Below are 20669 nucleotides of genomic sequence, written 5' to 3' on the forward strand. Positions count from 1 at the left end.
GACACAACGGTGCTCGCCCCTTGGGGCGGGCGCATGGAGAGTTTTTATGTCAGTTTCCGCCCCGAACGCTGTCCTCTCGGTCAGCGGTATCGGTAAGACCTACGCTCAACCTGTCCTGACCGGCATCGACCTGACGCTGATGCGCGGCGAAGTGCTGGCGCTGACCGGCGAGAATGGTGCCGGCAAAAGTACGCTGTCGAAAATCATTGGCGGGCTGGTCACGCCGACCACCGGCCAGATGCGATTCCAGGGGCAGGATTACTGCCCCGGCAGCCGCAGCCAGGCTGAAAAGCTGGGCGTGCGCATGGTCATGCAAGAACTCAATCTGTTGCCGACATTGTCGGTGGCGGAAAACCTGTTCCTCGACAACCTGCCCAGCCTCGGTGGCTGGATCAGCCGCAAGCAACTGCGCAGGGCGGCGATCGAGGCCATGGCTCAGGTCGGCCTCGATGCCATCGATCCGGACACCCTGGTCGGTGAGCTGGGTATCGGTCACCAGCAGATGGTGGAAATCGCCCGCAACCTGATCGGCGATTGCCATGTGCTGATCCTCGATGAGCCGACCGCGATGCTGACGGCCCGTGAAGTTGAAATGCTGTTCGAGCAGATCACTCGCCTGCAGGCGCGCGGCGTGGCGATCATCTACATTTCCCACCGTCTCGAAGAACTGGCACGGGTGGCCCAGCGCATCGCGGTATTACGCGACGGCAACCTGGTCTGTGTCGAGCCGATGGCCAATTACAACAGCGAGCAACTGGTCACCCTGATGGTCGGCCGTGAGCTGGGCGAGCACATCGACATGGGCCCGCGCAATATCGGTGCTCCGGCCTTGACGGTCAAAGGGCTGACCCGTTCCGACAAGGTTCGCGATGTGTCCTTCGAGGTGCGCGCCGGCGAGATCTTCGGGATCTCCGGTTTGATCGGGGCAGGGCGCACCGAATTGCTGCGCCTGATCTTCGGTGCCGATACAGCCGACAGCGGCACCGTCGCGCTGGGGTCGCCGGCTCAGGTGGTGGATATTCGTTCGCCGGCCGACGCGGTCGGTCATGGTATCGCGCTGATCACCGAAGATCGCAAGGGCGAGGGTCTGCTGCTGACGCAATCGATCAGCGCCAATATTGCCCTGGGCAATATGCCGGTGATTTCCAGCGGTGGCTTCGTCAACAACGGTGACGAGATGTCGCTGGCCCAGCGTCAGATCGATGCCATGCGCATTCGCAGTTCCAGCCCGACGCAATTGGTCTCGGAATTGTCCGGCGGTAATCAGCAGAAAGTGGTGATCGGCCGTTGGCTCGAACGCGACTGCACGGTGATGCTGTTCGACGAGCCGACCCGAGGCATCGACGTCGGCGCCAAGTTCGACATCTATACATTGCTCGGTGAGTTGACCCGTCAGGGCAAAGCACTGGTGGTGGTGTCCAGCGATCTGCGCGAACTGATGCTGATCTGTGACCGCATTGGGGTGCTGTCGGCAGGGCGTCTGATCGACACCTTCGAGCGTGACAGCTGGACCCAGGATGATTTGCTTGCCGCCGCGTTCGCCGGCTACCAAAAACGTGATGCGTTGCTCAACGAAGCAGCGCCTAGGGATCTTCCATGAATACTGCAACTCTGGTCGGCAAACGTAGTGGCAATTTTTACGGCCTCGGCACTTACCTGGGCCTGGCCGGTGCCTTGCTGGCGATGGTCGCGCTGTTCTCTGTGTTGAGCAGCCATTTCCTGTCTTACGACACCTTCAGCACCCTGGCCAACCAGATTCCCGATCTGATGGTGCTGGCGGTCGGCATGACCTTCGTATTGATTATCGGCGGAATCGATTTGTCGGTGGGTTCGGTGCTGGCGCTGGCGGCGTCGACAGTCAGCGTGGCGATTCTCGGCTGGGGCTGGAGCGTGCTGCCGGCGGCGTTGCTGGGAATGGGCGCCGCGGCACTGGCGGGCACCATCACCGGTTCGATTACCGTGGCCTGGCGGATTCCGTCGTTCATCGTGTCCCTCGGTGTGCTGGAAATGGCGCGGGGCCTGGCATACCAGATGACCGGTTCGCGCACCGCTTATATCGGTGACGCCTTCGCCTGGCTGTCCAACCCGATCGCATTCGGCATCTCGCCGTCGTTCATCATTGCCTTGCTGATTATCTTCATCGCCCAGGCTGTGCTGACGCGTACGGTGTTCGGTCGTTACCTGATCGGCATCGGCACCAATGAAGAGGCGGTACGTCTGGCGGGGATCAATCCGAAGCCCTACAAGATCCTGGTGTTCAGCCTGATGGGGCTGTTGGCCGGTATCGCTGCGTTGTTTCAGATTTCTCGCCTGGAAGCGGCGGACCCGAATGCCGGCTCCGGTCTGGAGCTGCAAGTGATCGCCGCGGTGGTGATCGGCGGCACCAGCCTGATGGGCGGGCGCGGTTCGGTGATCAGCACCTTCTTCGGTGTGTTGATCATTTCCGTACTGGCGGCCGGTCTGGCGCAGATCGGCGCGACCGAGCCAACCAAACGCATTATTACCGGTGCGGTTATCGTGGTGGCGGTGGTGCTCGATACCTATCGCAGTCAGCGCGCAAGCCGGCGGACCTGAGTCATGGCAACGATCAAGGATGTAGCGGCACTCGCGGGCATTTCCTACACCACGGTTTCCCATGTGGTGAACAAGACGCGGCCAGTCAGTGAGGAAGTGCGGATCAAGGTCGAGGCGGCAATCAAAAGCCTCGACTACGTGCCCAGCGCCGTGGCTCGCTCGTTGAAGGCGAAAACCACTGCGACCATCGGCCTGCTGGTGCCCAACAGCCTCAACCCGTACTTCGCCGAGCTGGCCCGTGGCATCGAGGATTACTGCGAGCGCAATGGCTATTGCGTCATTCTCTGCAATTCCGATGACAACCTGGACAAGCAGCGCAGCTACCTTCGCGTGCTGCTGGAAAAACGCATCGACGGCTTGATCGTAGCGTCTGCCGGTGGTGACAGCAGCCTGGCCGAAGGCCTGACGGGCGTGCGTACGCCGATGGTGATCGTCGACCGTGACCTGGAGGGAGTCGATGCGGACCTGGTGCGCATCGATCACGAATACGGTGCCTATCTGGCGACCCGGCACTTACTGGAGTTGGGGCATCGGGACATCGCCACGATTGGCGGCCCGGCGAGTACCAGCGTGGCGCAGATGCGTCTGGCCGGTTATTGCCGGGCGTTGAAAGAGGCGGGCGTCGAGGTGCCGCGCGAGCGCATGCTGGAAAGCGACTTCACCAGCACCGGCGGTTACAACGCCGCCGCGATCCTGCTGGAAAAGAACCCGCCCAGCGCGATCTTCGCCGGCAACGACATGATCGGCATCGGTGTGTTGCGTGCCGCTGCCGAGCGCAATATTCGTGTGCCCACCGAGCTGTCGGTGATTGGTTTCGACGATATCCAGATGAGCCGTTACGTCTATCCGGCGTTGACCACCGTGGGCCAGTCAATCTTGCAACTTGGCGAGATGGCGGCCGAGGTGTTGCTGCGTCGGATCGCCGCGCCGGATCTGGCGACCGATCAGCGCATCGTGACGCCCAGTATTGTCCTGCGGGAATCGACCGCGCCGCTGGCCGGTGTGTTTGCCCAATATCGCTGAGCCGAAAGCACCGCTAAACAAAAAAAAGCACCGCTGAAATCGAATTGATGAGTAAAGATGTATGCCAGCAAAAGTAGTGGTAATAGGCAGCCTGAACATGGACCTGGTGACCCGGTCGCCACGGCTGCCCCGTGGTGGTGAAACGCTGATCGGCCAGTCATTTGCCACGGTTTCCGGCGGCAAGGGTGCGAACCAGGCCGTGGCCGCGGCGCGGCTGGGAGCGCAGGTGTCGATGGTCGGTTGTGTCGGCAGCGATGCTTATGGCGAAGCGCTGCGCGGAGCGCTGTTGGCCGAGCGGATCGATTGCCAGGCCGTCAGTACGGTCGAGGATTCCAGCGGCGTGGCGTTGATCGTGGTCGATGACAACAGTCAGAACGCGATCGTGATTGTTGCCGGTGCCAACGGCGCGCTGACCCCTGAGGTGATCGACCGTTTCGACAACGTATTGCAGACGGCGGATGTCGTCATCTGTCAGCTGGAAGTGCCGGATGCCACGGTCGGCCATGCTTTGAAACGCGGTCGTGAGCTGGGCAAGACCGTGATCCTCAATCCGGCGCCGGCCAGTCGCCCGCTGCCGGCGGATTGGTATGCGGCCATCGATTACCTGATCCCCAACGAAAGCGAAGCGTCGGCCTTGAGCGGTTTGCCGGTGGATTCCCTGAGCACTGCCGAAGCCGCCGCGACCCGCTTGATCGCCATGGGCGCCGGTAAGGTGATCATCACCCTTGGCGCTCAGGGATCGCTGTTCGCCAATGGCATCACCTTCGAGCATTTCCCGGCACCGAAAGTGAAAGCAGTCGATACCACCGCGGCCGGCGACACGTTTGTCGGTGGTTTCGCAGCGGCGCTGGCGGCCGGCAAAAGCGAGGCCGAGGCGATCCGTTTCGGTCAGGTCGCCGCTGCGCTGTCGGTCACCCGGGCTGGCGCGCAACCTTCGATTCCTACCTTGTCCGACGTACAGGCGTTTAAAGCACCATGAAAAAGACACCTTTGCTCAACGTCGCGTTGTCGCGGCTGATCGCATCCCTGGGTCATGGCGACACCGTTGTGATCGGCGATGCCGGCTTGCCAGTACCGCCCGGCGTCGAGTTGATTGACCTGGCCTTGACCCATGGCATTCCGGATTTCATCAGTACCTTGAAGGTTGTGCTCAGCGAAATGCAGGTCGAAAGCCATGTGCTGGCCCATGAAATTCTCGATAAAAAACCGTCGGCCTTAAGCGTGCTGGATGAACTGAATGCCGAAGGTGCGCTTGGCCGGCGCGAGCTGATCAGTCATGAACAATTCAAGGCGCTCAGCCGACAAGCGAGGGCGATTGTTCGTACAGGCGAATGTCAGCCGTACTGCAACATCGTTTTGGTGGCTGGCGTAACGTTCTAACTTTCCGTTCTTCCCACGCACAAGGAGTGCGCTATGCATCGCTATGCTCAGAAACTGCATCACCTGCTTCGGAGTCTGCTGCTTTTGTCCCTGATTACCGCAACAAGCGCCTACGCGGCGGAAAAGATCGACTTGATCATCGACACCGATCCAGGTGCCGACGACGTGGTCGCCTTGCTGTTTGCCCTGGCCTCGCCGGAAGAGTTGAACATTCGTGCGCTGACCACCGTCGCTGGCAACGTGCGTCTGGACAAGACCTCGCGTAATGCGCGTCTGGCCCGTGAATGGGCAGGGCGTGAGGAGGTGCCGGTGTACGCGGGGGCGCCGAAACCGCTGATGCGCACGCCGATCTATGCCGAAAACATCCACGGCAAGGAAGGTCTGTCCGGTGTCACCGTGCATGAGCCGAAGAAAGGCCTGGCCGAAGGCAATGCAGTCAACTACCTGATCGATACCCTGAAGGCCGCCAAACCCCATAGCATCACCATCGCCATGCTCGGCCCGCAGACCAACCTGGCCTTGGCGCTGATCCAGGAGCCTGAAATCGTTCAGGGCATCAAGGAAGTGGTGATCATGGGCGGTGCGCACTTCAATGGTGGCAACATCACCCCGGTGGCCGAGTTCAATCTGTTCGCTGACCCGCAGGCGGCGGAAGTGGTGCTGAAGAGTGGCGTCAAACTGACCTATCTGCCGCTGGACGTGACCCACAAGATCCTCACCAGTGAAGCGCGCCTGCAGCAAATCGCCGCATTGGACAACAATGCCAGCAAGCTGGTGGGCGATATTCTCAACGAATACGTCAAAGGTGACATGGAGCACTACGGCATTCCGGGTGGCCCGGTGCATGACGCCACGGTCATCGCTTACCTGCTCAAGCCGGAACTGTTTACCGGTCGCTCGGTAAACGTGGTGGTCGACAGTCGAGAAGGGCCGACCTTCGGTCAGACCGTTGTCGACTGGTATGACGGCCTGAAGGCACCGAAGAATGCCTTCTGGGTTGAAAATGGCGACGCCCAGGGCTTCTTCGATCTGCTGACCCAGCGCCTGGCTCGCTTGAAGTAATCCATAGACCCGCAGGTGCCAGCCTGCGGGGTTTTCCGCTACTCGGTATCCGTTGCACTCATGCCCTTATAGTCGTCGGAGTACTTCTCGAGAACCTGGGTTATGAAGGTCTGGGCGGCCTGTGTCCCCAATTCCTTGACCAGCAAATCGATACCAATGATTGCCAGCTCTTCCGGACTGCCCGGGCTGTAAGAGCTGTGGCCCTGTGGCCACTTGATTGTGATATTGGCGTCGATGCTTACGGTGGTCATGATGGCGCTCGTGAAGTCGGGAAAGTCTGAGTGTCGAGTTAACCATTTTGCAGGACGTTTGGCACTCCGACTTAGGCATCAGGAGAGGGCTATGCGACACTTGGTCTTTGAATTTTCAAGGATTGTGCTGTGCAGATCGATTTGAACACTCCTGACGGCTTGACCCTCGAAGCAGTGCGTCAGCTACTGGCCTCTGCCAGCGACGATGAGCACACTCAGTTGCGGGTCACCAAGGGCGGCATCGCTTACATTTCGTCGGGTGTCGTGGGTGGTACTGATATCGACGGGCTGCGGTTTCGCCTGGAAACATGGGCCAAGGGCTCGGGTTATGTCGGACGGGTCGCAGCCAGCGATGAGGTGTGGGTCATGCAGATCTTCAACGCGCTGAAAGACAACTGGCCGAATCCGCCGTACGACTACATCGACGTCTATTGAAGGCTGTTCATATTCAGTCACGATTGCGGGATGAACGCCAGGGCGATGCTCAGGCAAACTCGCCACTTGTCCAGATCGAGGGCAGGGCGATAGCGCCCGCCTTGAAACCAAACACCAAAATGGCGGTCGCACGATCTCTGCTTAATTTTTGAAAGAAAGGAGGCTTCATGCCTTGGAAGCTCGCATCATTGGGTACGTTGTTGGCCGCCACTCTGCTGGCCGGTTGCAGCAGTACGTCCACCGAGTCGGCAAAGGACCCTGTGGCGACCGATACCGGCCACAGCCGTTGTGAAGCAAAGGCTGCCGAATTCACCATTGGCAAAAAGGCTTCGCCCGAATTGCTGGAGCAGGCGCGTACCCGTGCAGGCGCGCAGAATGCCCGGTTTCTCAAGCCTGATGACATGGTGACTCTGGAGTACCGCTCCGATCGCCTGAACCTGAGCACCGACAGCAATCTGGTGGTCACCCGCGTCAACTGCGGCTGATTGTTTTTGTTTCACCCATAAAAAACCCCGTCACATGGACGGGGTTTTTTTAGTGCGCCAGAAAATTACTCTGGGCGAACTTGTGCAGCTTGCATACCCTTTTGGCCTTTCTCAGCCACGAAGGAAACGGTTTGGCCTTCTTTCAGGCTTTTGAAACCGTCGCTTTCGATAGCTTTGAAGTGTACGAACAGGTCGTCACCGCCACCTTGAGGAGTGATGAAGCCGAAGCCTTTTTCATCGTTGAACCATTTAACGGTGCCGGTTTGGCGATTAGACATGGTGTATCTCCAAGAAACATATATTTTCAGTAGTACTGTGCTGCTCAGGCCAACTGGGCACACCGGAGTATCATAGTCGAAATGTTCGCTTTGGGAGCCCCCCGGACGTGCTGTTTGCCCTACAGTCGCGTTCTCTTTGTTGCTCTGTATGGCTGAAAGCCCCGTTTTAAAAGGCTTTCAGCCGAAAGTAAAGACAATAAAAAAAGCTGTAAAACCTGCATAAATCGTACGAAAAAGCTGAAATCCATCACTTTTTATCAGCGTTGGGCCGAGTCAAAAGGACTTTTTCCTCACTTTTTCGCCGGTGCATTGGCCTTGCATTTGGCGATCTCGCCCAGTGCCTTTTGTTGCAGTTCCGGGGTGGCCTTGTTGTCCATCAGCGACTGAATATCGCTGGCCGGGTAGGATTTGATCGCGTCGGCGCCACAAGCGCAGTGGGATTTTGCCGCAGCAGCGCCAATCTGAGGGGAAGCCGCCTGTGTGCACTGAGCCATGTACTTCTCGCGCTCACCCTTTGGCCAGTCGGCGTGGGCCGCCAGCGGCAGCAACAGGACGACGGGTGCGACTACTGCGAATAAACGATTCAGACGCATGCTGAGATGCTCCTTTCGGGTCAATGTCTTTTATCTGATGGGTGACACGGGGTTCAAGTTCAGCACTCTGGCACAAAAAAGCCTGATTTGCCCCAGCAGAAAACCTCGGTGCATCGATGACCGTTCATCTGTGCTAGCATGCCTGGCTCGGGTGTTTGCAGGCTCCGGATGACCTTCCGTCCCGGCAGCGGCAAATGCGCGAATAACCCTGATTTGAATCCCAGTCACTCTGGTTCGGTTTTCCGGTTGGCCGCAAGGCTCCTGCCGCTGTAAGGCAGGCGTTCGTCATTGAATGGCCTGGATCGGATCTTGTACTGGCTCATCCCAACCCACGTGACCTTTGGTAGGGGTCACCACTAGGAGAGGAGGCGCCATGCCAACTATTACTCTTCCCGACGGCAGTCAACGTTCATTCGATCACCCGGTTTCCGTAGCCGAGGTCGCCGCATCCATCGGTGCAGGCCTGGCCAAGGCCACCGTAGCCGGCAAGGTCAATGGCAAGCTGGTCGACGCCAGCGACATCATCGACAGCGATTCTTCGCTGCAAATCATTACGCCAAAGGATGAAGAGGGGCTGGAGATCATTCGCCACTCTTGCGCCCACCTGGTTGGCCACGCGGTCAAGCAGCTGTACCCGACGGCCAAGATGGTCATCGGTCCGGTCATCGAAGAAGGCTTCTATTACGATATCGCCTTCGAGCGTCCTTTCACGCCTGACGACCTGGCCGCCATCGAACAGCGCATGCAGCAGCTGATCGAGAAAGATTACGACGTGATCAAGAAAGTCACTCCGCGCGCCGAAGTGATCGAAGTGTTCAAGGCTCGCGGCGAAGACTACAAACTGCGTCTGGTCGAAGACATGCCGAACGAGCAGGCCATGGGTCTGTACTATCACGAAGAATACGTCGACATGTGCCGCGGTCCGCACGTGCCGAACACGCGCTTCCTGAAATCCTTCAAGCTGACCAAGCTGTCCGGCGCCTACTGGCGTGGCGATGCCAAGAACGAGCAATTGCAGCGCGTCTACGGCACCGCATGGGCGGACAAGAAGCAGCTGGCGGCTTACATCCAGCGCATCGAAGAAGCTGAAAAGCGCGATCACCGCAAGATCGGCAAGCGTCTGGGCCTGTTCCACACCCAGGAAGAGTCGCCGGGCATGGTGTTCTGGCACCCGAACGGCTGGACGCTGTACCAGGTGCTCGAGCAGTACATGCGCAAGGTTCAGCGCGACAATGGTTACCTGGAGATCAAGACTCCACAAGTCGTTGACCGCAGCCTGTGGGAGAAATCCGGGCACTGGGCCAACTACGCCGACAACATGTTCACCACGCAGTCGGAAAACCGCGACTACGCTATCAAGCCGATGAACTGCCCGTGCCACGTGCAGGTGTTCAATCAGGGCCTGAAAAGCTACCGCGAGCTGCCGATGCGTCTGGCCGAGTTCGGTGCCTGCCACCGTAACGAGCCGTCGGGTGCACTGCATGGCATCATGCGTGTTCGCGCCTTCACTCAGGACGATGCTCACATCTTCTGTACTGAAGAGCAGATGCAGGCCGAATCCGCCGCGTTCATCAAGCTGACCATGGACGTTTATGCCGACTTTGGCTTTAAAGAAGTCGAAATGAAACTGTCCACTCGTCCGGAAAAACGCGTCGGTTCCGACGAGTTGTGGGATCGCGCCGAAGCGGCATTGGCCGCAGCCCTTGATAGTGCGGGCCTGCCGTACGATCTGCAGCCGGGCGAGGGTGCGTTCTACGGTCCGAAGATCGAGTTCTCGCTGAAAGATTGCCTCGGCCGTGTCTGGCAGTGTGGTACCCTTCAGCTCGATTTTAACCTGCCTGTCCGTCTGGGAGCCGAATACGTCTCCGAAGACAACAGTCGCAAGCACCCGGTGATGTTGCATCGGGCGATCCTGGGTTCCTTCGAGCGCTTCGTCGGAATTCTGATCGAGCACTACGAGGGTGCATTCCCCGCGTGGCTGGCGCCGACCCAGGCAGTGATTATGAATATCACTGATAAACAAGCCGATTTTGCCGCCGAGGTTGAAAAAACTCTCAACGAAAGCGGATTTCGTGCCAAGTCTGACTTGAGAAATGAAAAGATCGGCTTTAAAATCCGCGAGCATACTTTGCTCAAGGTTCCCTATCTCTTGGTTATCGGAGATCGGGAAGTCGAGATGCAGACTGTCGCTGTGCGTACTCGTGAAGGTGCTGACCTGGGCTCGATGCCCGTCGCCCAGTTCGCTGAGTTTCTCGCGCAAGCGGTTTCCCGGCGTGGTCGCCCAGATTCGGAGTAATTATTATTAAGCGTGAAATGAGACAAGATAAACGAGCTGCACCGAAAGCCCCGATCAACGAGAATATCTCGGCACGCGAGGTTCGGTTAATTGGGGCTGAAGGTGAACAGCTTGGGATTGTGTCAATTGAAGACGCGCTTCTTAAGGCTGAAGAGGCCAAACTGGATTTGGTGGAAATTTCCGCCGATGCAGTACCCCCTGTTTGCAAACTGATGGACTACGGCAAATCGATCTTCGAAAAGAAGAAGCAGATTGCCGCGGCCAAGAAAAACCAGAAGCAGATTCAGGTTAAAGAAATCAAGTTTCGTCCAGGGACGGAGGAAGGGGATTACCAGGTAAAACTGCGCAACCTGGTACGTTTCCTGAGTGACGGGGACAGGGCCAAGGTATCCTTGCGATTCCGCGGCCGTGAGATGGCCCACCAGGAGCTGGGGATGGAACTCCTCAAGCGAGTTGAAGGTGACTTGCTCGAGTACGGTTCGGTCGAACAGCATCCTAAGATGGAAGGACGCCAGCTGATCATGGTCATCGCCCCGAAAAAGAAGAAGTAATCAACAGGGCACGGCAGGCCTTCTGATTATGTTTATCAACTGAATGCGGAGTATCCGAACATGCCAAAAATGAAAACGAAAAGTGGTGCTGCTAAGCGGTTTTTGAAAACTGCTAACGGTATCAAGCACAAGCACGCTTTCAAGAGCCACATCCTGACTAAAATGTCGACCAAGCGTAAGCGTCAACTGCGCGGTAGCAGCTTGCTGCATCCGTCTGACGTGGCAAAAGTCGAGCGCATGCTGCGCCTTCGTTAATTTTAGTCAAGAATAGAGGAAGTAACTCATGGCTCGTGTAAAGCGTGGCGTCATTGCCCGTAAACGTCACAAAAAAATTCTGAAACTTGCTAAAGGCTACTACGGCGCTCGCTCGCGCGTATTCCGTGTTGCCAAGCAAGCGGTAATCAAGGCAGGCCAATACGCCTACCGTGACCGTCGTCAGAAAAAACGTCAGTTCCGCGCTCTGTGGATCGCTCGTATCAACGCTGGTGCACGTATCAACGGTCTGTCCTACAGCCGTTTCATCGCCGGCCTGAAAAAAGCGTCCATCGAGATCGACCGTAAGGTTCTGGCTGATCTGGCAGTGAACGAAAAAGCGGCGTTTGCTGCGATTGTCGAGAAAGCTAAAGCCACCTTGGCTTAAGTACCCCCGACAGTCACCCGGTCTCACCTCTGTGGGGCCAGGTGTTAAACGTCATAAATAGGGGAAGAGCCTTCAAGCTCTTCCCCTATTTTGTATCTGGAGTCTGTACATGGAAAACCTGGATGCGCTCGTCTCTCAAGCACTAGAGGCTGTGCAAAGCGCTGAAGATATCAATGCCCTGGAGCAAATCCGGGTTCACTACCTTGGCAAAAAGGGTGAATTGACTCAGGTGATGAAGACCCTGGGGAATTTGCCGGCAGAAGAGCGTCCGCAAGTCGGTGCGCTGATCAACGTTGCCAAGGAGCGTGTCACAGAGGTTCTCAATGCGCGCAAGGCGTTGTTCGAGGAGGCCGATCTTGCGGCCAAGCTCGCCGCCGAATCCATTGACGTGACCCTGCCTGGCCGCGGCCAGACCTCAGGCGGTCTGCATCCGGTTACCCGGACTCTGGAACGTATCGAGCAGTTCTTCACCCACATTGGCTACGGCATCGCCGAAGGCCCTGAGGTCGAAGACGATTACCACAACTTCGAAGCGCTCAACATCCCAGGCCATCACCCGGCCCGGTCGATGCATGACACCTTCTATTTCAATGCCAACATGTTGCTGCGCACCCATACCTCGCCGGTACAGGTCCGCACCATGGAATCGAAACAGCCGCCGATCCGCATCGTCTGCCCAGGCCGTGTGTACCGCAGCGACTCCGATATCACCCACTCGCCGATGTTCCATCAGGTCGAAGGCCTGCTGGTCGACCGCGATATCAACTTCGCCGACCTGAAAGGGACCATCGAAGAGTTCCTGCGCGTGTTCTTCGAAAAAGAACTGGCCGTGCGTTTCCGTCCTTCGTACTTCCCGTTCACCGAGCCATCCGCTGAAGTCGACATGGAATGCGTGATGTGCAGCGGTAAAGGCTGCCGTGTCTGCAAGCAGACTGGCTGGCTGGAAGTCATGGGCTGCGGCATGGTTCACCCGAACGTGCTGCGTATGTCCGGGATCGACCCGGAAGAGTTTTCGGGCTTTGCCTTCGGCATGGGCGTTGAGCGTCTGGCCATGCTGCGTTACGGCGTGAACGACTTGCGTCTGTTCTTCGACAACGACTTGCGGTTCCTCGCGCAATTTCGCTAGTCGTAACGAATTCTTAGGAGAGCAGGATGAAATTCAGTGAACAATGGCTGCGTGGCTGGGTAAGCCCGCAGGTAAATCGCGACGAGCTGGTTGCTCGTCTGTCGATGGCCGGTCTTGAGGTCGATAGCGTTACGCCGGCCGCCGGTGAATTCAGTGGCGTGGTAGTGGGCGAGGTGCTGAGCACCGAGCAACACCCGGACGCCGACAAGCTGCGCGTTTGCCAGGTCAGCAGCGGCGCGGAGACCTTCCAGGTTGTGTGCGGTGCGCCAAACGTGCGCCCGGGCCTGAAGATCCCGTTCGCCATGATCGGTGCCGAACTGCCAGGCGATTTCAAAATCAAGAAAGCCAAGCTGCGTGGCGTTGAATCCAACGGCATGCTGTGCTCCCAGGCTGAGCTGCAAATTGGCGAAGGCAACGACGGCCTGATGGAATTGCCGGCCGATGCGCCGGTCGGTCAGGACATTCGTGAATACCTGAACCTGGAAGATGCCAGCATCGAGGTCGACCTGACCCCGAACCGCGGTGACTGCCTGTCTCTGGCCGGTCTGGCCCGCGAAGTTGGTGCGCTTTATGCTGCCCCGGTGGTGCGCCCGGCCATTGCCAGCGTTCCTGCCGTGCACGACGAAGTGCGTTCGATCGAAGTACTGGCGCCGAACGCTTGCCCGCGTTACCTGGGTCGCGTGATCCGTAACGTTGACCTGTCCAAGCCTACGCCGCTGTGGATGGTCGAGCGCCTGCGTCGCGCCGACGTGCGCAGCATCGACGCCGCCGTCGACATCACCAACTACGTGATGCTGGAACTGGGCCAACCGCTGCACGCATTCGATCTCGCCGAAATCAATGGCGGCATCCGCGTGCGCATGGCCGAAGATGGCGAGAAGCTGGTGCTGCTCGACGGTCAGGAAGTCAGCCTGCGTAGTGATACGCTGGTGATCGCCGACCACACCCGCGCCTTGGCTATCGCCGGCGTCATGGGGGGCGAGCACAGCGGCGTCAACACCGCGACCACCCGCGATATTTTCCTGGAAAGCGCGTTCTTCGACCAAATTGCCGTCGCTGGCAAGGCGCGTTCCTACGGCCTGCACACCGACGCTTCGCACCGCTACGAGCGCGGCGTGGACTGGAAGCTGGCCCGTGAAGCCATGGAGCGCGCCACTGGCCTGCTGCTGGAAATCACCGGTGGCGAAGCCGGCCCGATCGTCGAAACCGTCAGCGAGCAGCATCTGCCGTCGATCGCACCGATCACCCTGCGTGCCCAACGCATCACCCAGATGCTGGGCATGGAAATGGATTCGGCCGAAGTCGAGCGTCTGCTCAGCGCTTTGGGCCTGAGCATTACTGTCGATGGGGCAGGGCAGTGGCGCGTTGAAGTGCCAAGCTTCCGTTTCGACATCAGCCTGGAAGTCGACCTGATCGAAGAGCTGGCCCGTCTGTACGGCTACAACCGTCTGCCGGTTCGCTACCCGCAAGCCCGTCTGGCACCACAAGCCAAGGCTGAAGCGCGTAGCGATCTGCCTGAGCTGCGTCGTCTGCTGGTGGCCCGTGGTTATCAGGAAGCGATCACCTACAGCTTCATCGATCCGAAACAGTTCGAGTTGTTTAATCCGGGTGTCGAGCCGCTGCTGCTGGCTAATCCGATTTCCAACGACATGGCGGCCATGCGTTCGTCCCTGTGGCCGGGTCTGGTCAAGGCGCTTCAGCACAACCTGAACCGCCAGCAGGATCGCGTCCGCCTGTTCGAAAGTGGCCTGCGTTTCGTCGGCCAACTGGAAGGCTTGAAGCAAGAGCCGATGCTGGCCGGTGTGGTGTGCGGTAGCCGTCTGCCGGAAGGCTGGGCGCAAGGTCGCGATGTCGTGGATTTCTTCGACGTCAAAGCCGATGTGGAAGCGGTGCTGGGCTTCGCCGGTGCACTGGATGCGTTCACGTTTGTGCCGGGTAAACACCCTGCGTTGCACCCGGGTCAAACCGCGCGCGTCGAGCGTGATGGTCGCCTGGTCGGCTATGTCGGTGCTATCCACCCTGAATTGTCGAAAACCCTCGGTCTCGACCGTCCGGTCTTCGTTTTCGAGCTGGTTCTGGCCGAAGTGGCTTTGGGCAAAATGCCAAAATACAGCGAGTTGTCGCGCTTTCCTGAAGTGCGTCGTGACTTGGCATTGATTGCGGCCACGGACGTGCCGGCCACTGCTGTGCTGGATGTAATCCGTGAAAATGCAGGCGAATGGCTCACGGACCTCAGGCTATTTGACGTGTATCAGGGTAAAGGCATTGATCCTGATAGAAAAAGCCTTGCGGTCGGCTTGACCTGGCAGCATCCATCGCGCACTCTTAATGACGATGAGGTGAATACCGCAACGCAAAACATCCTCACCTCGCTCGAACAAAGGTTGAACGCCACGTTAAGGAAGTGACGTATGGGGGCTTTGACGAAAGCTGAGATGGCGGAACGTCTGTACGAAGAGCTGGGCCTGAACAAGCGGGAGGCCAAGGAATTGGTCGAACTGTTTTTCGAAGAAATCAGGCACGCGCTCGAAGACAACGAACAAGTCAAATTGTCCGGTTTCGGCAATTTCGACCTTCGGGACAAACGCCAGCGGCCTGGCCGCAATCCGAAAACGGGAGAAGAAATCCCGATCACGGCTCGCCGTGTGGTCACCTTTCGTCCAGGGCAGAAGTTGAAGGCCCGAGTTGAGGCTTATGCTGGAACCAAGTCATAACGACGAACTACCCGTCATCCCGGGCAAACGCTACTTCACCATTGGTGAAGTCAGCGAGCTGTGTGCGGTAAAACCACACGTGCTGCGCTACTGGGAGCAGGAGTTTCCTCAACTCAACCCCGTCAAACGCCGCGGAAACCGCCGGTATTATCAGCGCCAGGACGTGCTGATGATCCGGCAGATCCGCGCGCTTCTTTACGATCAGGGGTTCACCATCGGCGGCGCACGCTTGCGTTTGTCCGGCGATGAAGCCAAAGACGACACCACCCAATACAAACAAATGATCCGCCAGATGATCGCCGAGCTGGAAGATGTTCTGGTGGTCCTCAAGAAATAAATTCCTGCTTTTAAATACTTCCAGTTTTCAAAAGCTTGCGATATATTCTTGAGCGTTCCTCGAGATGAGGGACAGAGTCAACGCTTAGTCGGGGCGTAGCGCAGTCCGGTAGCGCACTAGCATGGGGTGCTAGGGGTCGAGTGTTCGAATCACTCCGTCCCGACCATTTATCTTTCAAGAAATCCAGTCACTTAGCGGTGACTGGATTTTTTTATGGGTTGCCGTTTTTTCGAGGTACTGATTTTTGCCCCACTTTTTGCCCCTCTGAGGTTTTCGATTATCCGCTGGTCAGGTGGTAGGGGATCTCCCCGCATTGATAGGCATTCATCAACGCCTCTGCCGTGTGCGCAAACGGCCCCGCGAATTTGAGCAGCACCGAGATACCAGACAACGGTAACCGCTCCATTGGCGTGGAACGTTTGGCGGAGCGAGCCTCAGCGTCTCTGTGTATCACGGTCATTTCAAGACGGTCACCAATCTGAGCCCTTGCAGTATCAGAATAGTGTCCGCCTGCTCCAGGCGATGACGTTGGTGATGGTCAATGCCAACGGCGGCATGGCTGCTGCCTAGCCGGCTACGAAAGCGCAACGCAATTCAGTCGAAATTACGCACGGGTGTTTGGTCTTCCACCTGCACAGGATGCCGCGAGTGTTGCCGCTGATGCGGAGTTGACCCAAATGCCGGCGCAATGCTGACCCACTTAAAACCACCCCAAATCCAACACTGGTAATGGCCTATGGAGAAACGGCTTGTGTCAGTGAAACTTCGGCAGCAGGGTCAATTGTGTTCTGGCGGTAACACTGGGGCAACGTGGCGACCGGATATAAACGTGAATGGTGACTGGAGGCATTCGCCGACACGACGCAACATGCTTCTCGGTTGTGCGGTAAAGCGCTTTGCGAAAGCTAATTGTGATCGCGGAGCGGCTCTTAAGCTTTGCTCAGGCGCAATTGGCACGCTGGCCTCATCAAGCAAATCTCGTTCGCCCACTACCTGTGCCTAAAATTCAAAGCAGGTGTGCTTTTCTAGCTATATCCATCAAATCTTGTCGAGCCGTAATCTTGGGCACGGTGGTTTCCAGCGCTTTTAGTGTCCGGCAACCACCTGCAAACCCGACGATGCGCGTGCTCTGCACTGATCATCAGTCGGGACAATAAAAATAATACTCAGCGGGAGATAATCCTATGGGACTCGCTCAAGATAAAGTTGGTGCCGTTGCGTCGTTCACACGGGTTTCCAAAGGCGCTGGAGCCGCCTCGTGGGGAGCAATGGCGTTGCTCTGGCTTGTCTATGCCATGGACGCTAACTCACGTCAGATGTTCTTCATGGTGTTGCCCTCGATCACGAGCGAATTCAAAACCAGTGCAGAACTGACGGGGCTGCTGGCGGCGTTCATCACCATCGCAACGTCCTTGATCGCCGTGCCTTGCATGATCTGGGCGGATAAAGGCGGGCAGGGCTGGATGCGCAAGTATCGTCACCTGCCGATCGTAATTGCCTACACGCTGTTCACCTTTTTGACTGGCTTGAATTTCCTGACTGCATCGCTGGGCATGCTCGTGGCCTTGCAGGTGATTTCCCACGCCTTCGGTGGCGCCGGTGAAGCGATCGAAGTCACTTCGTTGTCCGAGTGGTGGTCTCGCGAGCGGCGCGGATTTGCATTGGGTCTGCATCACACGGGCTATCCGTGGGGGACGCTGATCGGAGGTCTGGCGATCAGTGCATTGCTGAACGCTTACGGTCCTGAAAACTGGCGCTTGGCTTTCCTGCTGTTCCCAGTACCTATGATCATCATCTTCTCCATCTATTGGTGGTTCTGCACCAAAAAGCGCTACGAGTCCTTTGTTGATCATGTGCGTGATGCAGGTGAAACCGTCCCGGCACTGAGCGCAGCGCAAGGGACTGTCGTTGCTCCCGAAGGTGCTTTTCGCTCCGCAATCCGCAATCCGAATATCAGCACCATCGCGCTGGTCTCAATGCTCGCTATCGTCGGATATTTCGGGATCAGTTTCTGGTTGCCGCAATACCTGGCGTTCGTGGCCCATTACAACTTCGCCGAGGCGGCAGCCTATTCGGTGCTGTTCACCATCACCGGAGGGCTCGGGCAAATAGCATGGGGCTGGATCTCGGATCGGCTGGGTCGCAAGTTGTGCCTGATCGTGGTGTTCGCCTGGCTGGCAATCGGTATGTACCTCTTCAAATTCTCGTCAGTGAGCCTAACCTGGCTGATCTGCATTCAACTGTTCGCCGGGTTCGCGATGAATGCGCCCTATACGCTGCTGTATGCAATTGCTTTTGACTCGGCCAAGCCTGGTACCACTGGCATCGCGGGTTCCATTGTTAACGTGGGTATTTACGCAGGCGGCTTCGGTCCCTTCGTGATCGGCATGTTCATTGGCGCCGGTGGTGGATTCGATCAAGTGTCCGGCTACAACTACGCCCTGTATTTCATTTCCGGGCTGATGATCGTTGCTGCGCTGGTTACGGCCTTCTTCACTCGCGAAACCACGGGGTGGTTCCTCAAGCACGACAAAGCGTTGGTTTCCAAAGCGTCTTGCAACATGGCGAGCTGAGATCGTCGAACAAACTGAATACGTCACACCTGCAATCTATAAAAAATCCCTCGTGGGATGTCCAATGTCAGGAGAAATTACAATGTCACTCATCAAAGACAGTCAGTGGTTGAATCAATTTGCCGAAGAGCTCAACAGCGATGCTGACTGGACAGCTGCAGCGCGCTATTTCGATGGTCGGATTCAGTTTAAGCACGACAGCGGTTTTTCCACTCTGGCGGTTCTCTGCGGCAAGGTGGTAGCCGTTTTTCCTGAAGGTAGCCCGTTGGGCGCAGACATCGTCGTATCCGGTCCGGATGAAGAGTGGCAGCGCGTTCTGGAAGGCAAGATCGATTGGTTCGAGGCCCTCTCGCCAGGATTGGGCAAGCTTGAGTTAGAAGGGAATGTTGTCGCTGCCTGGCAGTACGTAGATGTCATGGCCCGGGCATTTGATGCCATGAAGCGTGTAGGCAAGGCAAAAGGAGAAAGCACCGTCTCCTGGTCCCCCGCCCCCAAGCCGTCGGGCAAGGAAACCACAGGGCACTACATTACTGTTGATGGCATCCGCGTTTATTACGAGGAGGCTGGGCAGGGTCACTCCATCGTCTGCTTCCATGCCGCGTCCCAGGACTCGCTCATGTATCGCCATGTACTTGACGGCCTTTCCGATGAGTTTCGGGTGATTGCAATCGATGCGCCCGGACATTCAAAGTCGGAGCTCCCGGCTTCCGGTCCGTTTCATAGCCTGACACGCCACGCCGAGTTCAACGAGCGGTTGATGCAGGCCCTGGGTCTGGAACGTCCAGCGATCATCGGGTGTTCCATGGGGGGCAACCTTGTGTTGGAACTGGGGGCCCGTAAACCCGACGCCTACAGCGCGATCATTTCAGCCGAAGGTGCGGATTACACGCCGACAGTTTCGGATTTCTTTCTCGACATGCTGCTGATGAATGGTACGCAAATCATTGGTGCATGGTCGCGCTCGATGACTGGCTATCGGACTCCGCCCGACCGCGCTCAAGAAGTGGTATGGCAGATTTCCCGCACGACGCCGCAAGTCATGCGCGGCGACCTGACAGGCTACGCCAATTTTGACCAGCGCTCCCAGGTGGGCAAAATCAAGGCGCCGGTGATGCTGCTCCGCGGTGATGCTGATTGGTTGGTCTACCAGGAAAAAGTCGAAGAAACGGCATCAAGAATTCCCGGCAGCAAGATTGCAGTGCTTGCAGGCACGGGTCACTACCCAATGACTGAGAACCCTCTTGAGTTCTGTGACACCGTCCGAAGCTTCCTGCATGAAGCTGGGCTTGGAAATGCTGGCTGACACGCTCGACGTCCAAAGATAACCGGGGTGGCTGCGACGATAAGCAGCCCTCTCACCTAATAAAAAATCAATGAGCAGTAGTGCACGCACTGCCTTGTTCGCTCATTAGTAAGGCTTTTCTTTGAGGAGAATCAACATGCTGCCGGACGCCAATTCGCAAGGTAAAAATATTCAGGTCAATGGCACGACGCTTTGGGTCGAAGATACAGGTGAGACCCATCTTCCAGTCGTTCTTTGTCTTCACTCCTGCTTTCTCGACGGGACTATGTTTGACGGCCTGGTGCAGGCTGCAGCCGGACGGTTTCGGGTCATACGGCCAGATTTCCGGGGGCAGGGCAAAAGCGCACTGGATGATGTCGACATCATCACCATGGATCAGTGTGCTGACGACATGGCCGCGTTGATTGAAGTGATGCAACTCAAGGCAATCAATGTCATGGCTCAGTCGATGGGCGGCGATGTAGCCTTCCGGCTAATCGCCAAACGACAGGATCTGTTTCGTTCCCTAGTGGTGGCTGGGTCATCAGCCTGCGGTGAGCCACCGGAGCAAGGAGCGCGGTTCGCGCAATGGGTTGTCGATGCGGGTGAGCAAGGATTCACGGGCGAAATTCTCGATATGACCATGGAAGTAATGTTCGGCAAGACCACGCGCAATAACCCTGAAAAGCAGGCGCTGTTGGCGTACTGGCGTGATCGCATTGAAGCTTTGCCAAAAACGCTGCGCCCTGCGATGAAAGGGGTTATGCATCGTGAAAGCTGTGTCGCTCTGTTGTCATCGATCAATATTCCGGTGTTGATCATCAACGGTGAGGAGGACATGCCGCGACCTCCGGCATGGTCCGATGAGATGAAGCGAGAATTGCCAAACTCGAAATTGATCCGGCTCAGCAAGATTGGGCATAGCCCGACCTTGGAAGCGCCCGAGCAGGTACTTCCTGCGATCATCGAGTTCTACTCAAACCCACGCGTATGAGGACTTCATTTTTCGTTCGCAGCGTTTAAGTTCGGACGCTTTCACGAGCACCTACTGTCTTTATCAGCCTTATTT

Annotated in this window: 22 protein-coding genes, 1 tRNA gene and 1 pseudogene; 21 read left to right on the top strand and 3 right to left on the bottom strand. The window is 57.4% G+C overall.

Annotated features, from left to right (window positions below):
- Window positions 1-46: 46 nt before the first annotated feature.
- The 6 genes from AC07V0_RS21055 to AC07V0_RS21080 all read left to right on the top strand — a co-directional run bounded on the left by AC07V0_RS21055 (window position 47) and on the right by AC07V0_RS21080 (window position 6039).
- Entirely contained in the window at window positions 47-1600 is a 1554-nt protein-coding gene (locus AC07V0_RS21055) for a sugar ABC transporter ATP-binding protein (protein ID WP_018930286.1), read from the top strand.
- Window positions 1597-2574 (top strand): ABC transporter permease, encoded by a 978-nt coding sequence (locus AC07V0_RS21060; RefSeq protein ID WP_007940220.1) that lies wholly within the window; start codon window positions 1597-1599, stop codon window positions 2572-2574. The genes AC07V0_RS21055 and AC07V0_RS21060 overlap by 4 nt, the downstream gene beginning before the upstream one ends.
- 3 nt (window positions 2575-2577) lie before the next feature.
- On the top strand, window positions 2578-3597 hold the full coding sequence (locus AC07V0_RS21065) for a LacI family DNA-binding transcriptional regulator (RefSeq protein WP_019649606.1): 1020 nt from the start codon (window positions 2578-2580) through the stop codon (window positions 3595-3597).
- A gap of 61 nt (window positions 3598-3658) precedes the next feature.
- Window positions 3659-4576 (top strand): ribokinase, encoded by a 918-nt coding sequence (rbsK, locus tag AC07V0_RS21070; protein WP_495019869.1) that lies wholly within the window; start codon window positions 3659-3661, stop codon window positions 4574-4576.
- A complete protein-coding gene (rbsD, locus tag AC07V0_RS21075) occupies window positions 4573-4977 on the top strand; it encodes a D-ribose pyranase (protein ID WP_018930283.1) in 405 nt (134 codons plus the stop codon). The genes rbsK and rbsD overlap by 4 nt, the downstream gene beginning before the upstream one ends.
- Before the next feature lie 33 nt (window positions 4978-5010).
- Window positions 5011-6039 carry a nucleoside hydrolase gene (locus tag AC07V0_RS21080; protein ID WP_086945278.1) on the top strand — a complete coding sequence of 343 codons (1029 nt, stop codon included), beginning with the start codon at window positions 5011-5013 and terminating at the stop codon, window positions 6037-6039.
- A 38-nt stretch (window positions 6040-6077) separates the two neighbouring features.
- Here the strand turns inward: AC07V0_RS21080 and AC07V0_RS21085 are convergent, their stop codons facing one another.
- Entirely contained in the window at window positions 6078-6290 is a 213-nt protein-coding gene (locus AC07V0_RS21085; protein ID WP_018930281.1) for a hypothetical protein, read from the bottom strand.
- A gap of 129 nt (window positions 6291-6419) precedes the next feature.
- Here AC07V0_RS21085 and AC07V0_RS21090 point away from each other — a divergent pair, with 129 nt between their 5' ends.
- Both AC07V0_RS21090 and AC07V0_RS21095 read left to right on the top strand, forming a co-directional pair.
- Window positions 6420-6725: a hypothetical protein gene (locus AC07V0_RS21090; RefSeq protein WP_018930280.1), complete on the top strand. Its 306-nt coding sequence runs from the start codon at window positions 6420-6422 to the stop codon at window positions 6723-6725.
- 167 nt (window positions 6726-6892) lie between these two features.
- Window positions 6893-7210, top strand: a complete 318-nt coding sequence (locus AC07V0_RS21095) for an I78 family peptidase inhibitor (RefSeq protein ID WP_018930278.1) — start codon at window positions 6893-6895, stop codon at window positions 7208-7210.
- Between the two features lie 65 nt (window positions 7211-7275).
- Here AC07V0_RS21095 and AC07V0_RS21100 read toward each other — a convergent pair whose 3' ends face one another.
- Together AC07V0_RS21100 and AC07V0_RS21105 are read right to left on the bottom strand one after the other, a co-directional pair.
- Window positions 7276-7488: a cold-shock protein gene (locus AC07V0_RS21100; RefSeq protein ID WP_003179963.1), complete on the bottom strand. Its 213-nt coding sequence runs from the start codon at window positions 7486-7488 to the stop codon at window positions 7276-7278.
- A gap of 290 nt (window positions 7489-7778) precedes the next feature.
- Window positions 7779-8081 carry a hypothetical protein gene (locus AC07V0_RS21105; protein WP_018930277.1) on the bottom strand — a complete coding sequence of 101 codons (303 nt, stop codon included), beginning with the start codon at window positions 8079-8081 and terminating at the stop codon, window positions 7779-7781.
- Window positions 8082-8454: 373 nt separating this feature from the next.
- Here AC07V0_RS21105 and thrS point away from each other — a divergent pair, with 373 nt between their 5' ends.
- The 13 genes and pseudogenes from thrS (at window position 8455) to AC07V0_RS21170 (ending at window position 20594) form a co-directional block, all read left to right on the top strand.
- Window positions 8455-10377 (top strand): threonine--tRNA ligase, encoded by a 1923-nt coding sequence (thrS, locus tag AC07V0_RS21110; RefSeq protein WP_007940231.1) that lies wholly within the window; start codon window positions 8455-8457, stop codon window positions 10375-10377.
- Complete coding sequence (gene infC, locus AC07V0_RS21115; RefSeq protein ID WP_172435341.1) at window positions 10377-10928, top strand: translation initiation factor IF-3; 552 nt, start codon at window positions 10377-10379, stop codon at window positions 10926-10928. Before thrS ends, infC begins: the two co-directional genes overlap by 1 nt.
- A gap of 60 nt (window positions 10929-10988) precedes the next feature.
- Window positions 10989-11183 carry a 50S ribosomal protein L35 gene (rpmI, locus tag AC07V0_RS21120; protein WP_002553160.1) on the top strand — a complete coding sequence of 65 codons (195 nt, stop codon included), beginning with the start codon at window positions 10989-10991 and terminating at the stop codon, window positions 11181-11183.
- Between the two features lie 28 nt (window positions 11184-11211).
- The gene (rplT, locus tag AC07V0_RS21125) at window positions 11212-11568 is read left to right on the top strand and encodes a 50S ribosomal protein L20 (RefSeq protein WP_007905879.1); all 357 of its coding nucleotides are present in this window, start codon (window positions 11212-11214) and stop codon (window positions 11566-11568) included.
- Window positions 11569-11677: 109 nt separating this feature from the next.
- Entirely contained in the window at window positions 11678-12694 is a 1017-nt protein-coding gene (gene pheS / locus AC07V0_RS21130; protein WP_007940232.1) for a phenylalanine--tRNA ligase subunit alpha, read from the top strand.
- Window positions 12695-12720: 26 nt separating this feature from the next.
- Window positions 12721-15102: a phenylalanine--tRNA ligase subunit beta gene (gene pheT / locus AC07V0_RS21135; RefSeq protein WP_495019870.1), complete on the top strand. Its 2382-nt coding sequence runs from the start codon at window positions 12721-12723 to the stop codon at window positions 15100-15102.
- Between the two features lie 3 nt (window positions 15103-15105).
- Window positions 15106-15408, top strand: a complete 303-nt coding sequence (gene ihfA, locus AC07V0_RS21140) for an integration host factor subunit alpha (RefSeq protein ID WP_002553164.1) — start codon at window positions 15106-15108, stop codon at window positions 15406-15408.
- Window positions 15389-15745, top strand: coding sequence for a MerR family transcriptional regulator (locus AC07V0_RS21145; RefSeq protein ID WP_003179985.1), 357 nt, complete (start codon window positions 15389-15391; stop codon window positions 15743-15745). Before ihfA ends, AC07V0_RS21145 begins: the two co-directional genes overlap by 20 nt.
- 89 nt (window positions 15746-15834) lie before the next feature.
- Window positions 15835-15911 (top strand) — tRNA-Pro (locus AC07V0_RS21150).
- 261 nt (window positions 15912-16172) lie between these two features.
- A pseudogene (locus tag AC07V0_RS21155) lies at window positions 16173-16440 on the top strand (helix-turn-helix domain-containing protein); the annotation flags it as partial.
- A 489-nt stretch (window positions 16441-16929) separates the two neighbouring features.
- Window positions 16930-18318, top strand: coding sequence for an MFS transporter (locus AC07V0_RS21160; protein ID WP_432668422.1), 1389 nt, complete (start codon window positions 16930-16932; stop codon window positions 18316-18318).
- 82 nt (window positions 18319-18400) lie between these two features.
- Window positions 18401-19621, top strand: coding sequence for an alpha/beta fold hydrolase (locus tag AC07V0_RS21165; RefSeq protein ID WP_495019871.1), 1221 nt, complete (start codon window positions 18401-18403; stop codon window positions 19619-19621).
- Window positions 19622-19757: 136 nt separating this feature from the next.
- Window positions 19758-20594, top strand: coding sequence for an alpha/beta fold hydrolase (locus AC07V0_RS21170; RefSeq protein ID WP_495019872.1), 837 nt, complete (start codon window positions 19758-19760; stop codon window positions 20592-20594).
- Window positions 20595-20669 lie beyond the last annotated feature (75 nt).

This window comes from Pseudomonas sp. GW821-FHT01E10 (assembly GCF_059422365.1).